We start from the raw sequence: 18,573 nt of genomic DNA, 5'->3' as shown, positions 1-18,573 counted from the left end.
CCCCTCAGGTGTGAGAAACGCTATTCACTAACGACTATTCACTGCAGTTAAGATACGATACGAGTTTCTGTGAGCTGCTTGACTTCCAGATGCTCACTATGATAAAGCAATATTCAGAAAGCCGGAATAAAATAAAAAGGAAAACACATGGAGAAATACCCCCATATTTTTTCATTGGGACGCATCGGGCCCCTTATAATAAAGAACCGTATTAAATATGCTGCAACCGAGACAAATTTCAATTACGGCGACGGTTATGTCTCCGATAGGGAAGTGGCATACATGGAGGCGCAGGCAAAAGGCGGAGCAGGGATTGTAACTACCCAGGGCGCATATCCGGACTCAAAAGGAGAGGGTAAGGGCTTTAAGGGTATGATGAGCATTGACGATGACCGTTTTATACCAGGACTTGCACGGATTGCCGAAGTTATTAAGGACAACGGGGCATTATCCTGCATTCAGATTTTGCATTGCGGAAGGGAAGGGGGCGTAGACCTTGATTATTGTCTCATGCCGTCAATTGTGCCTCAGAAACTGTCATATTTTAAAGCTCCGAGAGAAATTACGGCAAAAGAGATAAAAGAATCGGTAAATGACCATATAAAGGCTGCACGAAGGGCAGTGAAAGCAGGCTACGACATAATAGAGCTGTCTGGTATAGTGGGCTACCTCATCTCTACATTTATTTCACGCTACACAAATAAACGACAGGACGAGTACTGTGGTGATATACGGGCCAGATGCCGCCTTATGATGGAAATTATACAGGGTGTCAAAGCGGAAGTGGGCAGTGCCGTGCCTGTAGGCATCCGTTTATGTGGTCTTGAGCTTCTTGATGACCGGGGAGGGAATGCCGTCGAAGAGAGCATAGAGAGCTTTCGCCTTGCAGCAGAGGCCGGGGCGGATTACCTGAGTGTAACTATAGGCTGGCACGAGTCTTCCCAATCGGTAATCACAAGGGATGTGCCTATGGGGCATTGGCTCTATGTGGCTGAGACAATAAAGAAGGTGGTAAATGTCCCGGTCATGATGGCTTTCCGCCAGTTTCTGCCGGAGATACCGGAGCGGGCAATTGCTGAAGGCAAAATTGACTTCTGGGAGGCGTGCCGTCCCATGATCGCCGACCCCGAAATCACCCGGAAGGCTGAAGAGGGCAGGGAGGATGAGATTATTCCCTGTATTGCCTGCAATGTCTGCTTTTCACGCCTTTATTTTCACCAGCCCATTATGTGCTCTGTAAGACCGTCCTTGGGTCATGAAAATGAAGACAAATGGGGATACTACGGTTTTGCCTCTGTAGAAAAGAGGAAGAATATCATTATTATCGGAGGAGGGCCGGCAGGATTGCAGTGCGCTGCTGTGGCGGCAAAAAGAGGTCATAAAGTTACGCTCTACGAGAAGGGCGATTACTTGGGCGGGAGTATAATACTTGCATCAAAGGTTGATGAAGGAGCAATAGAATTGATGAGGCCGGTCAGATATCTTGAAGGCGAATGCCGGCGTAACGGTGTTGATATAAGGCTTGGTGTTGAATTTACCTCTCGAATGTTTGATGAAAGCGATGCAGACACAGTCATAATTGCTGCAGGCGCTGATATTAACATACCTGCCGCATTGTTTTCGATAAAAACATTAACCCCGAATGACATTATGGAAAAAGGGATAATGCCTGGGAGACGCGTAGCAATTATTGGCGGCGAAGGTGCGGGGCTTGGCACGGCAATTTATCTTTTAAAAAACGGGGAATACAATATTACGATTGTAGAAAGCAGCGGCAAGCTTGGTCGTGATGTGAATCCCTTTTATCTGTGGCAGTACATACAATTATTAAAAAAGAAAAAGGCGAATATCATGTTGAACTCAAAAGTCACGGCAGTAAACGAGAATGAATTGAGTATTACAGTTAAGGGAGAAGTCAAGACGATAGGGTTTGACAGCATTGTTATAGCGCAGAGGAATATTGCATCAGGCTGGAGCAATATTCTGGATAAAGGTAAAAAAGAGGTCTATTTTATCGGTGATGCAAAAAAGCCGAGAAGGCTGCTCAACGCTATACACGATGGTTATCGTCTTGGAATGGAGATATAGTTATGATACCGGTTATTGAAAAAACTTCATGTACGGGTTGCGGCGCATGCGTAGAAGTTTGTCCGCCGCTGGCCCTTTTTTTAGAAGATGAAAAAGTTCGAATTCAGGAAGAGCTATGCGAAGAGTGCGGCTTCTGTGCTGCCGAATGTCCTGTTGAGGCAATCAGAATAATCTTTCCCGATTCTGTTGAATAAGAGTTGTTTGCGGTATGCAAATATTGCAACCGCATCTCCCAAAAGTTATCAACATGTGATATAATTATGTATGAGCAGGTCGGTACGCCCGCTCTGCGGATATTGCCGTAAGGATGTACAGTCAACACCCTTTTTGCGGGTACCCGGCTACTTCGGACATAGGGTTTAAAAACAGCAAGGAGATGCGAGGAGTGAAGGAAAGGGCAGCAGGCAATATTATTATAAGTTACGTAAAATATATTGTCATTTTAGTTATTTTCATAGTTGTCAGCAATATTCTGCTATATGTGACATATGAGAACGTCAAGCGGGAAATGCTCAAGAATCTCAATGCCAGGCAAATGGTCCACGCTAAGCAGGCTGCCAAGGGGATTGAGATTTTCTTCAATGACCATATTGCAATGTTGCAATATCTGGCGAAAAATAGACATATTATTGACTTTGATGAGACCGGGAAAAGGATGATGCGCGAGTATTATTCGTTACACTCGGAGCATATAAGCATTATCACTCGAATCGACAGCCAGGGACGGATTCTCCACTCAGAGCCTTACGACCCTAAAGTGATCCATAAGTCTGTGACCAGGATTGAGGATTTCCAGGAAGTTAAACGTACCCAGCAAATCGTAGTGAGCGACGTTTTTACCAATAGGCGGGGTTTCAAGACGATAATCGTTCATGTCCCTGTTTTCAAAAAAGGTTCCTTTGATGGCTCTATATCACTGCTCCTTCCATCCTATTTCTTAGCTAAGCGTTATGTTGAGGATATTCGTATCGGCCAGGATGGTTATGCCTGGGTTATCGACAAGAGCGGCATTGAGCTTTCCTGCCCGGTTCCGGGTCATGTCGGCAACTCTGTTTTTGACAATTGCCGGGATTTCCCCGACATCCTTGCCATGGCGGAAAAAATGATACGGGGCGAACAGGGTGTAGCGACCTACCGGTTTGATCGAATACGGGGAGATGTCGTCAGTAAAATAACAAAACAGGCTGTGTTCATGCCCATCCGCTTGGGAAATAACTTCTGGTCCATTGTAGTTGCTACGCCTGAAGATGAATTTTTGGGCGCTCTACAGGGTTTAAGGAACAAGTTTATGCTGATCGCTGTCTTTTTAATGATTGGTATGGGGTTTTTATTCTACATATTGTTAAGAACCCGGATTCTGGTTCAGGAAGTTGAACGGAGACGAAAGACAGAGGAAGCTCTGAGAAAGAGTGAAGAGAGATACCGCAATATCTTTGAGAATGCTGTTATGGGGATTTTTCAGACTTCTCCGGATGGGCATTATTTAAGTATCAATCCTACCGGCGCCAGGATGTACGGTTATGCATCGCCTGAGGAAATGAAAGCCTTGGTTACCGACATATCACATCAAATATATGTTAACCCGGAGGACCGTGAACTATTTAAAGAAATTTTGGACGCCCATGGATTTGTTCAAGGCTTTGAAGCAGAGCATCTCCGCAAAGATGGAAGCAAACTGTGGTCCTCCATGAATGCCAGGGCAATCCTTGATAACATGGGTACAACACTTTATTACGAAACAACAGCCGAAAATATCACTGAACGTAAACACCTTGAAAATCAGCTCCGCCAAGGCCAGAAGATGGAAGCCATAGGTACCCTTGCAGGCGGCATAGCCCATGATTTCAATAACATCCTCACAACAATAATTGGCTACGGAAGTCTCTTGAAGATGAAAATGGGAGATGATAACCCGGAGAAACTATATGTAGAGCAGATCCTCGTATCTTCACAAAAGGCAGCCAACCTTACTCAGAGTCTTCTTGCCTTCAGCAGGAAACAGGTAATTGCACTTAAACCCCATACACTTAATAATATTTTAAAAGGGATGGAGAAACTTCTGAGAAGACTCGTTACAGAAGACATAGAATTCCATGTTGTCCTTGCCGATCCAGATCTTACCATTATGGCAGACGTAACACAAATAGACCAGGTATTAATGAACCTTGCTGCAAATGCACGTGATGCCATGCCAAAAGGTGGGAGACTTGTTATAGAGGCAAGCGGAGTTGAATTGGATAATGAATTTGTAAAAATTTACCGGTTTGCTGAACCTGGTAAATATGCCTTGATCTCTGTAACCGATACGGGTTGCGGGATGGATGAAAAGACGAGAGAAAAGATCTTTGAGCCCTTCTTTACCACCAAAGAAGTGGGGAAGGGAACGGGTCTTGGCCTCTCTATGGTTTATGGCATCGTCAAACAGCACAACGGGTATATAAATGCATACAGTGAACTAAATAAAGGAACAACCTTCCAGATATACCTTCCAAGAATAAAGAATGGAGCTGAAGAAATAGAACGTGCTCCCTTGGATGTAAAAGGCGGGACAGAGACAATCCTTATTGCAGAAGATAATCTTGACATAAGGGTGCTCATAAGAAAAATATTACATAGCAAAGGATATACAGTTATTGAATCTATAGACGGGGAGGATGCCATAAAGACTTTTATGGAACATAAAGATTCGGTAGTCCTCCTCATCCTCGATGTAGTTATGCCCAGGAAGAATGGGAAAGAGGTATATGAGGAGATAAGGAAGATTAAATCACATATCAAAGTTCTTTTTACCAGCGGGTATACCGGTGATGTTGTCCTCGAAAAAGGTATTCATGATGAAGCAGTTGACTTCATTTCAAAGCCGTTATCACCTGATGAGCTATTGCTGAAGGTCAGGGAAGTGTTGGATAGATGATCATTATTCCAATTACAAATCAAAGATGGGCAAATGTAGGCAACATGATATTACAATGTATCTTTCTTGTTATACATACTCATCGCCTTTTCTTTACTTTCAAAGATAAACGTATGTATTGCATCTGCCGCTCTATCTAAAGATTCTATCAGTATTTCCCTTTCTTCTTTCCTGAAAACGGAAAGCACATAGTCTTCCGGCTCCATAAGCGGATTTCTGCCGATCCCGATTTTTACCCTGTAAAAAAGTTTTGATTGCAGGGCATCGGCAACGGATCTGACGCCTCTGTGTCCACCGTCTCCCCCGTTCAGTTTTATCCTGATTTTACCGAATTCCATATCAAGGTCGTCGTGAATGAGGATGAGATCCTCAGGCGTTATACCCATTTTCCCTGCAAGAGATGAAACAGGTGCGCCTGAGATATTCATAAAAGTGTCCGGTTTTGCGATGACCACATTTTCATGCATGCCTATCCTGCAACCACAGACTTTCTTTTTTACCGGGATGTGGAATTTTTCCGAAAACCGGTCTATTACAAGATAGCCGATATTATGCCTTGTATATTGATATTCAGAGCCTTTGTTTCCAAGACCGCACAATAAAAACAAAAAACCCTTGCCCCTACTTCTTTTCTTCGGCTACCACAGTTTCCTCGGTCAGAGCCTTTTCCTCGCCTGCGGTATGGATAATCGTTACTATTGCAACATCAGGGTTTTCAAGGAACTTTACCCCCGGTACAACTATCTCGTGTAAATGAACGGAATCCCCTATGCCGAGGTTTGTTATGTCAACATCCACCCTTTCCGGTATCTGAGATGGAAGACACTCGGCCATAACTGTCCTTAAATGCTGCTCAACAATTCCATTATCTTTCAAACCTATTGCTATACCGGTCAAGTATATGGGTATCTCCACCTCGATCTTTCTTTTCATGGAAACCTGCAAAAAATCAATATGACAAATGGTATCGCCGATTACGGTCCTTTGCACTTTCTTCACCATGACAGGTCTGTCTAAAGTACCGGTGCTCTCAGGCAGCTTCATCGTAAGGATTGTATTCCTTTTCAATTGCTTGCGGAGCTTTTCCCACTCTCTTAACGAGATTGTAATAGGTAAGGATTCAATATCCTTGCCGTATAAAATTGCAGGGATGCCTCCTTCTTTTCTTATCTTCTTTGCAAGGGACTTACCCTTACCCTTTCTGGTATCTGCATTAATTAATATCTCTTCCATTCAAACCTCCAGCGTTTTATTACAAAATGAAGAATTAAAAGTTGACCCGCCGACGGCTGAAGCCGATGTGGGGTCAACTGCTTCTATATAAACAAAGAGCTTACAGATTCGTCTCTATGTATCCTCTTGATTGCTTCACCAAGTATTGAAGAGACATCAAGCACCTTGATTTTCTCAACTTTTTTTGCCTCTTCCGACAGGGGGATTGTGTTTGTCGCAATGAGTTCTTTTATTGGCGAGTTATTTATTCTTTCAACTGCATTCCCTGAAAGTACCGCATGAGTACAGCAAGCATAAACAGTCTTTGCGCCGTTTTCAATAAGTGCTTCGGCTGCTTGAACAATGCTGCCGCCGGTATCAATCATATCATCCAGAAGTATTGCTGTTTTATCTCTTACATTACCGACAATGTTCATAACCCTTGAGACATTCGCTTGTTCTCTTCTCTTATCTATAATGGCAATTGATGCATTTATACGCTTTGCAAGCTCCCTTACACGTTCTACCCCGCCTGCATCAGGCGACACGATAATGATTTCCCCTTCAATCTTTTTCAAATATTCAAACTGTGCAGGTAAAGCATAAAGGTGATCAACAGGGATGTCAAAAAAACCTTGAATCTGTCCGGCATGCAAATCCATGGCGAGTATCCTTGAAGCGCCTGCCAAAGTAATCAGGTTGGCGACAAGCCTTGCCGATATGGATGTTCTTGGCACCACCTTCCTGTCCTGTCTTGCATAACCGTAGTATGGTATTACTACAGTTATCCTTTTTGCTGAAGCCCTCTTAACTGCATCAAGCATGATCAGGAGTTCCATAAGATTATCGCTTACGGGAGGACAGGTGGGCTGAACGAGGAAGGTATCCATCCCTCTTACATTTTCCACAATTTCTACCTGAATTTCACCGTCGCTGAACCTGCCTACTTTTGCTTTACCCGGTTGAATGTCCAGGTACTTACATATCTTATCTGCAAGCTCAACGTTAGCATTTCCTGTAAATACCCTTAATTTATCCACTTAACGCTCCTTCAAAATTCTGGGGCGGGAGGATTCGAACCTCCGAATCCAGGCTCCAAAGGCCTGTGTCTTACCGCTTGACGACACCCCAATAGTTTTTATGATTTATTCATGTTGTTTTTTATGGGCCTCTTTTTCGTATGCTTCAATCACACTCAATTCAATTTTCTGCCTGGTAGCATTGTTTAAAGGATGGACTGTGTCTCTATAAGAACCATCTTTCATTTTCTTGCTCGGCATTGCAACAAAAAGCTTGCTGTCTCCGTGTATCACCTTTAAATCTCTCACAATGAAACAATCGTCAAATACAATTGATGCGTATGCCTTAACCCTCTTCTCTGCTACCGGAAAAATCTTGATATCTGTTATGTCCATATAACTCCCCCTTATGTATGCTATGTGCAATAAATGCACTTTTCATATCACCGAAAGATATCAATGTTTTTTTTGCTTGCTCCTCATTTTCGAATATACCGAAAACGGAAGAGCCACTGCCACTCATCAGCGCACCAAAAGCGCCTGCTTCGATCAACCTCTCTTTTAATGTCTTAATTTTTGGACACATTAATATAGCGACCTTCTCAAGATCGTTTTCCAGGATGCCTGCAACTTCTTGAACAGATTCAAAATTTTTCCTCAATTTAATATCATTTTTGCCTTTTGTCAATACGATTTTTATGCCTCCGTATACATCAGGGGTCTTTAACGCCACATCAGGATAGACGATAAGATACCATAAACGGGGCAATTCGATAGGCGATACCTTCTCGCCTATCCCCCTTATTATGCATGGTCCGTCGTTAAGAAATAAAGGAACATCAGCGCCTATTTCCTTTCCCATCTCCACAAGATCTGTATGATCTATGGTTAGCCCCCATAATTTCGGGAGTTCCCTTAAAACGGCAGCGGCATTACTGCTTGGACCGCCGAGGCCGCTGCCTATCGGTATATGTTTTTCCACATATATCTTTAGCCCTTTGTTGACTCCATATCTTTCTTTCAACAGCATAACTGCTTTATATATTGTATTTGCCTGTCCTTCGGGAAGACAATTTTTGTTATCCTTTACGATTACACTTCCATCGTCCCGATTTTCAAAATATATCACATCATAGAGAGAAACAGGTGATACGATGCTTACAATATTGTGATAACCATCATCCCTTTTTGAAAGGACTTTTAAAAAAAGATTGACCTTTGCAGGGGACAAACAGATATGTTGTATGTCGGTTTTATTACGGATATTAAAATCACTTTTATCTCCGGATTCCGAATCTTGCATATACTGCTTTATCTTTTCACTATTCACTTTTCACTATTCACTGTTTTATTATGCTTTTACTACCTGGAACCTGTCAATGCTGAAATCAGGATTGGCTATGAGATTAACCTTTGTTTTAAGGGTATTTTCTATGTACTCTATTGAGCTTTTCTCTTCCTCATAAATAAAGCTTGCTGCTTCGGGAGATAGATAGACGTTCAAACTATCGACCTCTTCGTTCCTGCAGAAGCTTCTGATCTCTCTTAACACTTCATAGCAAACTGTGTATCTTGATTTTATATACCCTGAGCCGTCGCAGTTCGGGCAAGTCTCCGTAAGCATGTTGACTATATTGTGCCTTGTCCTTTTCCGCGTAATCTGGACGAGGCCGATTTCGCTGATGGGATATACGAAAGTTTTTATCCTGTCCCTTTTTAGAGCTTCCATGAGCGCTTGAAAGACCATATCTCTCGATTCTTTCCTCTCCATATCTATAAAATCTACAACAATGATTCCACCGATGTTCCTTAATCTTATCTGGTATGCAATCTCTTTCACGGCCTCAAGGTTTGTTCGCAAGATTGTGTCCTCAAGACCTTTTTTCCCGAGATACCTGCCGGTATTGACATCAATAACCGTCAAAGCCTCGGTATAATCTATTACGATATACCCCCCGGATTTTAACCATATTTTCTTCTGTGCAAGTTTGGCAACATCAATTTCAATCCCGTATGCTTCAAATATCGGGTCTTTTTCATCAAAGTAAATTGCTTCACATTTTTCTTCCGGAAGGTATTCCTTTAAGAACTCCTCAATCTTTTTAAAAAGCAGTTCATCATCAATGACTATCTTTTTCAGGTTATGTGAATGGAGATCTCTGATAACCCGTAAAATCAATCCCAGGTCCTGATGTAATATGGAAGGCGCCCTTGTGGTTTTTGCCCTTTCATGGATGTTCTCCCATATCCTCATTAAAAAATTAAGGTCACCTGACAGTTCTTCTGTTGTTTTATTTTCGGAAGCGGTCCTTGCAATGAGGCCGAACCCTTTCGGGCATATCTCCTTGAGCATATCAGCCAGCCTTTTTCTTTCTTCTTCCTGGTCTATCCGTCTTGATACGCCGAAATGCTGAGTTGACGGCATGAGAACAAGCAGTCTTCCGGGCAGCGTTATTTTTGAAGTGACTTTAGTTCCTTTTTGGCCTATAGGTTCTCTCGAAACCTGTACGATCAATTCCTGTCCCTCTTCCAATACGCCTTCTATTCTCTCATTCATCTCAACGGGGAATACAAGGTCTGCATCTTCATATTCTTCGTACATAGCTTTGTCCAGCATTATATCGCCGACATATAAAAAAGCTGATTTTTCAAGCCCTATATCAACAAAGGCAGCGTCCATTCCAGGTACAATCCTCGCTACTTTGCCTTTGAAAATATTTCCCACCATATTTTTATCGTTTTTCCTTTCAATAAAAAACTCCACAGGTATGCTGTTTTCCAGAAAGGCCATACGAATTTCATTGAAGGTTACATTGATGATCAGTTCAGGTCCCATGTATCTTCCTATCCTCTACTTTTATTATCCTGTTGAATACTCCTTTTTGCCACAGCGTTTTAATCCCCTTGCCCTTCCAAATATAAAAACCGTTTTTGATGTTGGTTCTCCATTTTTTTAATTCTTCCAGCTCTTGATTTTCACCGGAGATTAAAATGTATGTATATTCTTTTACCATATCTTTCAGGTTACTCTCAACAATTTCAAAAATCTTCATACCCGTGGGCAATATCCTGTTCATTTCTATCAACACCTTGTTATCCGAAAAAGTGTCGACCTCTGTTTCTATCTCCATCAATTCACAGAAGCTCTCAATCCCGACAGGCAGTGCATCGGATAGGGCAATATTCGGCATTGGATGGTATTTTCCGTGCATTTTTATCCAAACCCCGGAAACCCGAAGTGCCCGGAGCAGGATATCCATGGCGTCAATATGACCGATATACCTTGCATTACCGTATTTTCCATAGCGAATGGTATATTTCTTTGCAATCCCGTATCTCGTATTTTGTATTTCGTATTTCCCGGTTTGAATGGGTGTTTTAATGGGCAATGGGCAATGGGCAATGGGCAATTCTTCCATTCCGACCTCCAGCCTCTGCTCTCTTGCTCCTGGTCCCTGGCCCCTAACCCCTGTTTCACATCCTATCCCGCATTCTGCGCAGCCTGAATAACAGTCCGTAGTGAGTTTGCCAAGCTCAGCATTTTTTGTTTCCTCAATGAGGAAAGACTTATCGACTCCTGTATCAACAAATGCCCAGGGCAGCGGTTCGTCAAATCCCCTTTTCCCGAGGTACCTCTCCATGTCTATTCCATTCTCATTGAACCATTCATGGTAAATCCCGGGTTTAAAAAATTCTCTCCATGCTTCAAGTCTTACGCCTTTGCTTGCAAGGTATTCAAAAAGCGGCGACAGTGATGCATCGCCTCTTGAGATGATGCCCTCAAGCATGCTTGTTGCAACATCCCTGTATTTTACTGCTTTACCCTTTTTCCGCAGCAGCATTCTTATCATGGACATCTTCTCTCTCAGGACATCACCATCTTCCATGGGCAGCCACTGGAAAGGCGTCTGCGGCTTTGGGATAAAGGGAGAAATTGCCAGATTTATATCCATGCCAGCCTGTTCAAATCTCCGGACAATTTCTTTGATTATCGATATGTCTTCTTCCTTTTCCCAGGGGAAGCCTATCATGAGGTACATCTTCAGTTTTCTCCATCCGCATCTTTTAAGAAGGGGTAATTGATTGAAAAGCACGTCAACATCGATGTTTTTATTAATCATACATCTTATGCCGGGAGACGCGGATTCAAGGGCAAAGGTAAACCCGGTCCTTGCGATACCGGCTATTGCTCCGATTTCGTCTTCGCTTATGCTGCCTATTTTCAAGGAAGGCAACGAAACAGATATCCCTTTGTGACGCTCTTTTATATAGGAGATGGTTTGAAACAGGGAGCTGTAGTCGCCGGAGCTCAATGAAAGCAGGGATATTTCTTCATATCCCGTGTTTTTTATGGAGATATCTATGATCTCCTTAATCCTCTCAAAGGATCTTTCCCTGTATGGCCTGTATCCGAATCCTGCCATACAGAAGCGGCAACCGTTTCCACAGCCTCTCGATATCTCGACATTCAGCCTGTTATGGATGCTTCCGGACACGGGTATAGGGGGTTTTAACGCGTGATATGAGGTGTCAAGGTCTTTGATATATGACCTTTTCACGGATTCTTTCGGATATAAAGGGGAATAGACGCCTTCGAGCTTTGCCAGTTCCCTGATAGTGTTTGCCCTGTTACCTCCCTTTAAACTTTTAAAAACATTCAGCATTTCAACCAGTGTTTCCTCTGCTTCGCCAATAACAATCAGATCAAAGAACTTTTCAAAGGGTCTCGGGTTCAGCATAAGAGGGCCGCCGCCAATGATAATAGGGCCTTTCTCCCTGTCTTCAGATCTTAATGGTATTTTGCCGAGTTTAAGCATGTTGAGCACATTTGTTATATTCAACTCGTAGGAAAGGGAGAAACCGACCAGATCCATCAGACTCAACGGTGTTCCGGACTCTATAGTGCATAACGGCATGTCCTTAGACTTCATATAATCATCCATGTCATACCAGGGCGCGAAGCACCTTTCACACCATACGCTTTCTATGGTATTCGCAAGCTCGTATAGAAGAAAATATCCGTAATAGGACATCCCAATTTCGTATATATCCGGGTAACAAAGGGCAAAACGTACAGAGACTTCCTCAGGATTTTTCATGATCCTGTTTGGTTCAATGCCTGTGTAACGGGCAGGTTTCATAATATTGCCGGGTATGGTTTTCATAATATAATTTTAATCAATGAAGAATGGGGCATTAAGAACAGAGAAGGGATAATTGAAATTCTTAATTAATGATTCTTGATTGAATTTTATCTCTCCTTTATTATCCGGTCAAGGTCTACATTGACCATTTTCTGGATTCTCTCCAGCGCTTCTTCAGTCTGCGCTTCAAACCGCAGAACAAGGATAGGCCCTGTGTTCGAAGCCCTTACAAGCCCCCAACCGTCATCAAGGACTATTCTTACACCATCTATATCGATAATGTTAAACTTGCTTCGATAATATTCGGTAAGTTTTTTAACTACATCGAACTTTATTTCGTCAGGACAACTTACCCGTATCTCAGGAGTTGAGTACAGCTTCGGGATGTCTTTAAGAAACTCGGAGACAGGCCTGCCATCTCTTTCCATGATCTCAAGGAGCCGCAAAGATGCGTATATGGCATCATCATATCCGAAAAATCTGTCTGCGAAAAACATATGACCGCTCATCTCGCCGCCGAGTACGGCGTTGACTTCCTTCATCTTCTGCTTTATCAGTGAATGACCTGCTTTCCACATAATAGGAATGCCGCCGTGCTTTTCAATATCTTCATAGAGATTTTGCGAGCATTTTACCTCAGACACAAAATAGGCGCCTTTTTTATCTTTAAAGATATCCCTCGCAAAGATTATCATGAGATAGTCGCCCCAGATAATGTTTCCCTCATTATCAATTACGCCGATCCTGTCAGCATCGCCGTCATAACCTATTCCTACATCGGCCTTTGTTTCAATGACTGTTTTTCTCAGGGCAACAAGATTTTTTTCAACTGTCGGATCTGCAAAATGGTTCGGGAAACGCCCGTCCACATCACAATAAAGGTCTATTATTTCCTGCCCCATTTCCTTCATAATAGGGAGAGCAACCACGCCTCCAACACCGTTTCCGGCATCTATTACAACCTTAAATTTCTTATTCAGTTTAATGTTCCCACGCAAGAACGTATAATAATCCTCAACGATATTTTTATATTCTCTGAAGGAGCCTGTTCCCTTTACAAATCTCTCGCCCTCTATTATTTTTCTCAAATCCTGTATCTCATCTCCGAAAAGTGTAGTTTTTCCGAAAGCTACCTTGAAACCGTTGAACTCAGGCGGGTTGTGGCTTCCCGTTACCATAATACCGCCCTCCATCCCGAGATTGAAAAGGGATAAGTAAAATAAAGGGGTGGGCACTTGTCCGAGATCAACGACACTGAGGCCGCTCTCAACCATGCCTTCAACAATCAGATTTTTAAAATGTTCCGAACTGAGCCTTCCGTCCCTTGCCACAGACGCATTTGTTTTGCCTTGATCAGACATATAGGTCGCCAGAGCCCTGCCGATATTCTTCACAACATCATCGGTCAGGTCATGTTCCACCGTACCCCGGATGTCATACTCCCTGAAAATCTCTTTATTCATTTATGCCTCCCTTGTTAAATGCAAAGAAGTTACATTATTCTTTTATACGTCTTAACTCTATCTTGACAGTGTTCTTCATATCAATACACTGAAGCTCAATAACGTCAGGGTCTCTCCACTCGACAGGGAAACCGCCGCCAAACTGTAGCATAATAACATAGGGAAAGAGTTGATGATAGAAAAAACAGCACATATTGCCGGAATTGCTCCCGCTCAGTTCTATTTTATCTCCTACCCTATGTCCTGTGCTGCATTCCCCTTTGCTTCTTTTATCGTACCGATTACCCGATAGCCGATCCTCATTTCTTCAGCCATGATTTTTACCTCCTTAAAGTTCAGCGGGAAATCCCCCGTAGTTTACTCAACAAAGACTGCGCCCACAATACCGGCATCTTCGCCGAGCTGCGCCTTCTCTATCTTTAAACCGGCAAGGGATGCTTTCATTGCCCTTTTCTCCATGACAGCTTTTACATCCTCTATAAAATATCTTGACCCGTATATAACCCCGCCGCCAAGTATTACAACCTCAGGGTTTAATAGATTTACCAGGCTTGCCAGGGCAACACCCGCGTATTCAATAACTTCTCCCCATATTCTTATGCACAGCATATCTCCCAGCAGATATGCTTCTTCGATATGGCCTGTATGGAGTGAACCGATGTTGCCTTCTATTATGTCCCATATTTTCCCTCGATATCCCTCCTCAATTTCAGTCCTTACTCTTTCTATTATATGTGAGCCCCCGCAGTATGCCTCAAAACAGCCTGTGTTGCCGCAGCCGCATTTATACCCGTGAGGATTTAACGTAATATGCCCCACCTCGCCTCCGACATATGAAAACCCCCTGTACAGCCTCCTGTTTATAATAAGACCGCCCCCGATTCCGGTGCCAAAAGACACCCCGATTACATCATCGGGAACTTCTTTCAATCCGAATTTCCATTCACCGTATACTGCTGCATTTACATCATTCTCAATAAAAGTGTCTATGCCGCACATTTTTTCAATGTCGCCCCTTAAGGGCACATTATGCCAATCAAGATTCGGCGAAAACAGTATATTTTTAGTTGTTTTATCAATTTGCCCGGCACAGGCTATGCCGACCCTTTCTATCTCTTCTGTTTTAATATTGCCTTCCTTAACAATTGTCCTTATTAATCCGGCAATGTTGTCCCTTACCCCTGTGTAACCCTTTTCCTTTTCAGTAGGGATTTTCTTTTTGAAGGTCACCAGGCCTGATTTATCAACCAGACCGGCTATAATTTTTGTGCCGCCAATATCAATACCTATACGCATATGTCGTACCCCTTTAGCCATTTGCCATTTGCCATTTGCCTTTATTTATTGCCGAGCATTTCCTTCAGCATCTGTGCATTTTTCACTGCCTTACCCAGATGACAGTTGTTGAAGAATACAAAGGTATTCCCTGCCTTATTTGCAATATCCCTTATCGGTTCAACGAATTTTTCAAGCTCCTTCTCCGAGTAAAGATAATCATATCTCACATTTACCGGTTCATTAAACCATGCCTTGTTCCTTCCATGGAACCGGAAATACCCTGTATCTGACGTCAGGGCAGGGTGAAAAGGCAACAAGCCCTTCAGTTTCGGTTCATCAACGATGCAATAACCGAAAGACAGATCTCTGAGAATATCAATATATCCATCATCAGACCATTTTGCGTTCCTGAATTCTACTACTGATACAAAATCTTCAAACTCCTGCCGCAGTGTCTTTAGATAATCTATATTTTTGCTGTCAGGCAAAAATGTATAGGGAAACTGAAAAAGAAGCGCCTTAAGGCTGTCGCCCAGAGGGTTTATCCCGTCCTTAAAGAGTCTGCATTGTTCTTTGAGATTGCCGGCCCTCTCATGGGTCATGCCCTTGTGGGCTTTTACCACAAATGAAAAATCCCTTGATGTTCTCATCGAAAAAGACTCCATAGTTTTCCTTGAAGGCATCGAGTAGTATGTATAGTTTACTTCAAGTGCCCTGAATCCGAATGTCTTTTCATAATAGGGCAGCATTTCATGCTTTTTTATATGTGCAGGATATACCTCGCCTACCCAGTCATCAAAGGAAAAACCGCTTGTACCTATAAGTATATCTCCCATAATAAAGCCTTGTTCACAGCTTACAGTCTTTGACTCTTTAATTTTTATATTTTCATAATTCTAAGTTTTAATTTGACATATTTTGCCAATATCTAAATAATATATGCGAATATTTTAAATCTCAAGGCAAAAAGGAGCGTCCATGGAAAAACAGTATGTAATCGATGAATTCACATTAAAAGATACATGGAGGCTGTTCCATATTATGTCTGAATTTGTTGAAGGATTTGAAAACCTTTCCGATATAAATCCTGCTATCAGTATATTCGGCAGTGCGCGGTGTCAAAAAGGCGAAGCCCTTTATGAAAAGGCATTTAAGCTGTCAAAGATGCTTGGTAAAAACGGTTTTAATATCATTACCGGCGGGGGCGGCGGCGTAATGGAAGCTGCGAACAGAGGCGCAAAAGAAGCTGGAGTAAAATCGGTGGGGATAAATATTGAACTTCCCTTTGAGCAGAAACCGAATCCATATTCAACACTCAAGTTAAGTTACCGGTATTTTTTTATACGGAAGGTTATGTTTATAAAATATGCCATGGCTTTCATTATTATGCCCGGCGGATTCGGAACGCTGGATGAGTGTTTTGAAGCTATCACTCTTATCCAGACAAAAAAAGTAAGACCTTTCCCTGTTATTCTTGTAGATTCCACATACTGGAGTGGACTCATGGAATGGATTAACGAAACCCTTCTGTCTCAGGGCAAGGTTTCCAAAGAAGACCTGAACATATTCAAGATTATGGATGACCCGGAAGAGATTACCGAATACATAAAGAAATTCGTTATCCTGTAATTCCGTTCACGATCACTTTGTTTTGACAAGACATCGTAGATTGCAAATTATACCTGGATAAAGGAGGGTGCTATGAAGGTTTTGATTTTGAACGGCAGTGCAAGGGGACAGAAAGGGGTAACAGGAAGACTGCTCAAGGGTTTCGTCGAGGGGTTGATTGACGGCAACGCAGAAGTGACAGAATTTAATGTTGCCGGCTTAAATATATCTCCATGTTCGGCCTGTCTTTCCTGTATGCATAAAATATTAGGGGAATGTGCAATTAAAGACGATATGGAAGAAATATACAAAGAAATGAAGAGATCGGACATCATGGTGCTTGCGACCCCTGTGTACACGGATAACATGTCCGCACAGTTAAAGAGAGTTATGGACCGCTCTATTTGCTGTTTGCAGGGTTTTTTAACTAAAGACCGTTTTGGCAGAGTAAGGCACTCCTATTCATGGCGCTTGCCGGCAAAATTCATACTCATATCAACGGCAGGTTTTCCAGAGATGGAGACATTTGAACCACTTATTGCCACATATCGCGGGCAGGCGATGAATTTTGGCTCCGAGGCCATTGCCGAGATATGTGTATCCGGCTCTATTGCCATTCAGATGGAACCGGAAAGATTAGATGGACACGTATCCCTTATTAAAGAGGCAGGGAAAGAGCTTGCCTTAAAAGGATCAATAAACCCTGACATATTGAAAAAACTTAATGTACCCCCTTATACAGTGGATGAGTATCTTGTTGCGGCAGCTAAATATGAATCCTGGTTACAGAAAAAATTAGGCGAGACCGTTAAGCAATAAAAAATCCTCCGATCATTAACTGTAAGGGATAATGGTGCCTGCTGGGTCAGAGCCTGTAGGAACCTGGCAGGCGAAGATGAAATAAACCCTTTGTATCGCCTATATCAGATATTTTTCATGCCTTGAGGATAACCCTGTATTTCTCGACAAAATGGTGGGGGTAATAGGAAAGCTTGGCCTCACGCAGGCCCGGTAGACCCAGATCCTGCTCACGATTGATATAGAGCACATTCTCCCATACCTTTTCACAGAACTGCTGATTTACAATCTGATACAATCCCGGCATATCCGGATCGGCCTTTTCGATATGCACGACCGCCGTCTCGTCATTGAGTAATTCGCCTATTGTGAAGGCCATAACTTTGTTTTCAACTGTAACCACCCCGCCCTTCAGTTCAAGGACGCTGTAATGGTGCAACACTTCACGGACAGCCTCCCATTCGCTGGAAAGGCTCAGGTCTTCCTCGCAACGCTTTAACAGGCACCACTTTTCCTGAAGCTTCAAGCATTCATCTATATGATGTTGATCCAGAGTCTCATATTCAAATTTGTATGAACGAAATAACTGGTTAATATGGTTTCTTTTTGAACGGTATCTGTTCCCGGCAAGGGTTACAAGATCATCTCGCAGGTAGACATAATCAAAATGCTCCCTGACAGGCTCAACTGCAAGGTGTTTCAAGCCGTCAAGCTCTGAGGCAAGGAATTTATCCGCCCGCTCGATACGGGGATCTGTACCGTTCTTTTCCTGTGAAAGCCATTCAAGGAGGACAACGGCAGCTTCACGTCTCGATGACGGTCCGATGGGCTCCATAGCATAGACGCCATCCTTAGCATCCCGGCAGATTACCATTAACCAGTCTTTATATAATGACCACTGAAAACCATAAAGGGCCCGCCATATGAAAAGATTGGTAAATGTCCACTCGGAAATACCGGGTTGATACTGTTTTAATATCTCACGGAATATGTCACGGTCTTGTAACTCAATAGGTTTGAAATCGGGGAATTCCGGTATTTTTGACATG

The 18,573-nt window shown here is 42.8% G+C and carries 16 protein-coding genes, 1 tRNA gene and 1 pseudogene; 5 read left to right on the top strand and 13 right to left on the bottom strand.

Features of this window, described 5'->3' with window-relative positions:
- Window positions 1-147: 147 nt before the first annotated feature.
- From NT178_12960 to NT178_12950, 3 genes are all read left to right on the top strand, one after another.
- Window positions 148-2,088 (top strand): FAD-dependent oxidoreductase, encoded by a 1,941-nt coding sequence (locus tag NT178_12960; protein MCX5813432.1) that lies wholly within the window; start codon window positions 148-150, stop codon window positions 2,086-2,088.
- Window positions 2,089-2,090: 2 nt separating this feature from the next.
- Window positions 2,091-2,282 carry a 4Fe-4S binding protein gene (locus tag NT178_12955; protein MCX5813431.1) on the top strand — a complete coding sequence of 64 codons (192 nt, stop codon included), beginning with the start codon at window positions 2,091-2,093 and terminating at the stop codon, window positions 2,280-2,282.
- Between the two features lie 191 nt (window positions 2,283-2,473).
- The gene (locus tag NT178_12950; protein MCX5813430.1) at window positions 2,474-5,002 is read left to right on the top strand and encodes an ATP-binding protein; all 2,529 of its coding nucleotides are present in this window, start codon (window positions 2,474-2,476) and stop codon (window positions 5,000-5,002) included.
- A gap of 50 nt (window positions 5,003-5,052) precedes the next feature.
- On the opposite strand, the gene pth is transcribed toward NT178_12950, so the two are convergent.
- The 12 genes and pseudogenes from pth to NT178_12890 all read right to left on the bottom strand — a co-directional run bounded on the left by pth (window position 5,053) and on the right by NT178_12890 (window position 15,954).
- Entirely contained in the window at window positions 5,053-5,610 is a 558-nt protein-coding gene (pth, locus tag NT178_12945) for an aminoacyl-tRNA hydrolase (GenBank protein ID MCX5813429.1), read from the bottom strand.
- A 13-nt stretch (window positions 5,611-5,623) separates the two neighbouring features.
- Window positions 5,624-6,235 (bottom strand): 50S ribosomal protein L25, encoded by a 612-nt coding sequence (locus tag NT178_12940; GenBank protein ID MCX5813428.1) that lies wholly within the window; start codon window positions 6,233-6,235, stop codon window positions 5,624-5,626.
- A gap of 83 nt (window positions 6,236-6,318) precedes the next feature.
- Window positions 6,319-7,254 carry a ribose-phosphate pyrophosphokinase gene (locus NT178_12935; GenBank protein MCX5813427.1) on the bottom strand — a complete coding sequence of 312 codons (936 nt, stop codon included), beginning with the start codon at window positions 7,252-7,254 and terminating at the stop codon, window positions 6,319-6,321.
- Window positions 7,255-7,273: 19 nt separating this feature from the next.
- Window positions 7,274-7,345, bottom strand: a tRNA-Gln gene (locus tag NT178_12930).
- Between the two features lie 14 nt (window positions 7,346-7,359).
- Window positions 7,360-7,629 carry a septation regulator SpoVG gene (gene spoVG / locus NT178_12925; GenBank protein MCX5813426.1) on the bottom strand — a complete coding sequence of 90 codons (270 nt, stop codon included), beginning with the start codon at window positions 7,627-7,629 and terminating at the stop codon, window positions 7,360-7,362.
- Window positions 7,580-8,563, bottom strand: a complete 984-nt coding sequence (gene ispE / locus NT178_12920; protein ID MCX5813425.1) for a 4-(cytidine 5'-diphospho)-2-C-methyl-D-erythritol kinase — start codon at window positions 8,561-8,563, stop codon at window positions 7,580-7,582. Before ispE ends, spoVG begins: the two co-directional genes overlap by 50 nt.
- 21 nt (window positions 8,564-8,584) lie before the next feature.
- Complete coding sequence (locus NT178_12915; protein MCX5813424.1) at window positions 8,585-10,069, bottom strand: Rne/Rng family ribonuclease; 1,485 nt, start codon at window positions 10,067-10,069, stop codon at window positions 8,585-8,587.
- Window positions 10,059-12,398, bottom strand: coding sequence for a TIGR03960 family B12-binding radical SAM protein (locus tag NT178_12910; protein MCX5813423.1), 2,340 nt, complete (start codon window positions 12,396-12,398; stop codon window positions 10,059-10,061). Before NT178_12910 ends, NT178_12915 begins: the two co-directional genes overlap by 11 nt.
- Window positions 12,399-12,484: 86 nt before the next feature.
- Window positions 12,485-13,840, bottom strand: a complete 1,356-nt coding sequence (locus tag NT178_12905; protein MCX5813422.1) for a phosphomannomutase/phosphoglucomutase — start codon at window positions 13,838-13,840, stop codon at window positions 12,485-12,487.
- Between the two features lie 34 nt (window positions 13,841-13,874).
- A pseudogene (locus NT178_12900) lies at window positions 13,875-14,099 on the bottom strand (TIGR04076 family protein).
- Window positions 14,100-14,197: 98 nt separating this feature from the next.
- Complete coding sequence (locus NT178_12895; protein MCX5813421.1) at window positions 14,198-15,136, bottom strand: ROK family protein; 939 nt, start codon at window positions 15,134-15,136, stop codon at window positions 14,198-14,200.
- 41 nt (window positions 15,137-15,177) lie between these two features.
- Window positions 15,178-15,954, bottom strand: a complete 777-nt coding sequence (locus NT178_12890; protein ID MCX5813420.1) for a DUF72 domain-containing protein — start codon at window positions 15,952-15,954, stop codon at window positions 15,178-15,180.
- A gap of 142 nt (window positions 15,955-16,096) precedes the next feature.
- Here NT178_12890 and NT178_12885 point away from each other — a divergent pair, with 142 nt between their 5' ends.
- Entirely contained in the window at window positions 16,097-16,747 is a 651-nt protein-coding gene (locus NT178_12885) for a TIGR00730 family Rossman fold protein (protein MCX5813419.1), read from the top strand.
- A 72-nt stretch (window positions 16,748-16,819) separates the two neighbouring features.
- Entirely contained in the window at window positions 16,820-17,545 is a 726-nt protein-coding gene (locus NT178_12880; protein ID MCX5813418.1) for a flavodoxin family protein, read from the top strand.
- A 115-nt stretch (window positions 17,546-17,660) separates the two neighbouring features.
- Here the strand turns inward: NT178_12880 and NT178_12875 are convergent, their stop codons facing one another.
- Complete coding sequence (locus tag NT178_12875) at window positions 17,661-18,572, bottom strand: phosphatidylglycerol lysyltransferase domain-containing protein (GenBank protein ID MCX5813417.1); 912 nt, start codon at window positions 18,570-18,572, stop codon at window positions 17,661-17,663.
- Between the last annotated feature and the right edge of the window lies 1 nt (window position 18,573).

The organism is Pseudomonadota bacterium (assembly GCA_026388255.1).
Lineage (GTDB): Bacteria > Desulfobacterota > Syntrophorhabdia > Syntrophorhabdales > Syntrophorhabdaceae > JAPLKB01.
The sequence above is the reverse complement of the archived record's forward strand: the minus strand, read 5'-3'. Positions and strand labels throughout refer to the sequence as shown.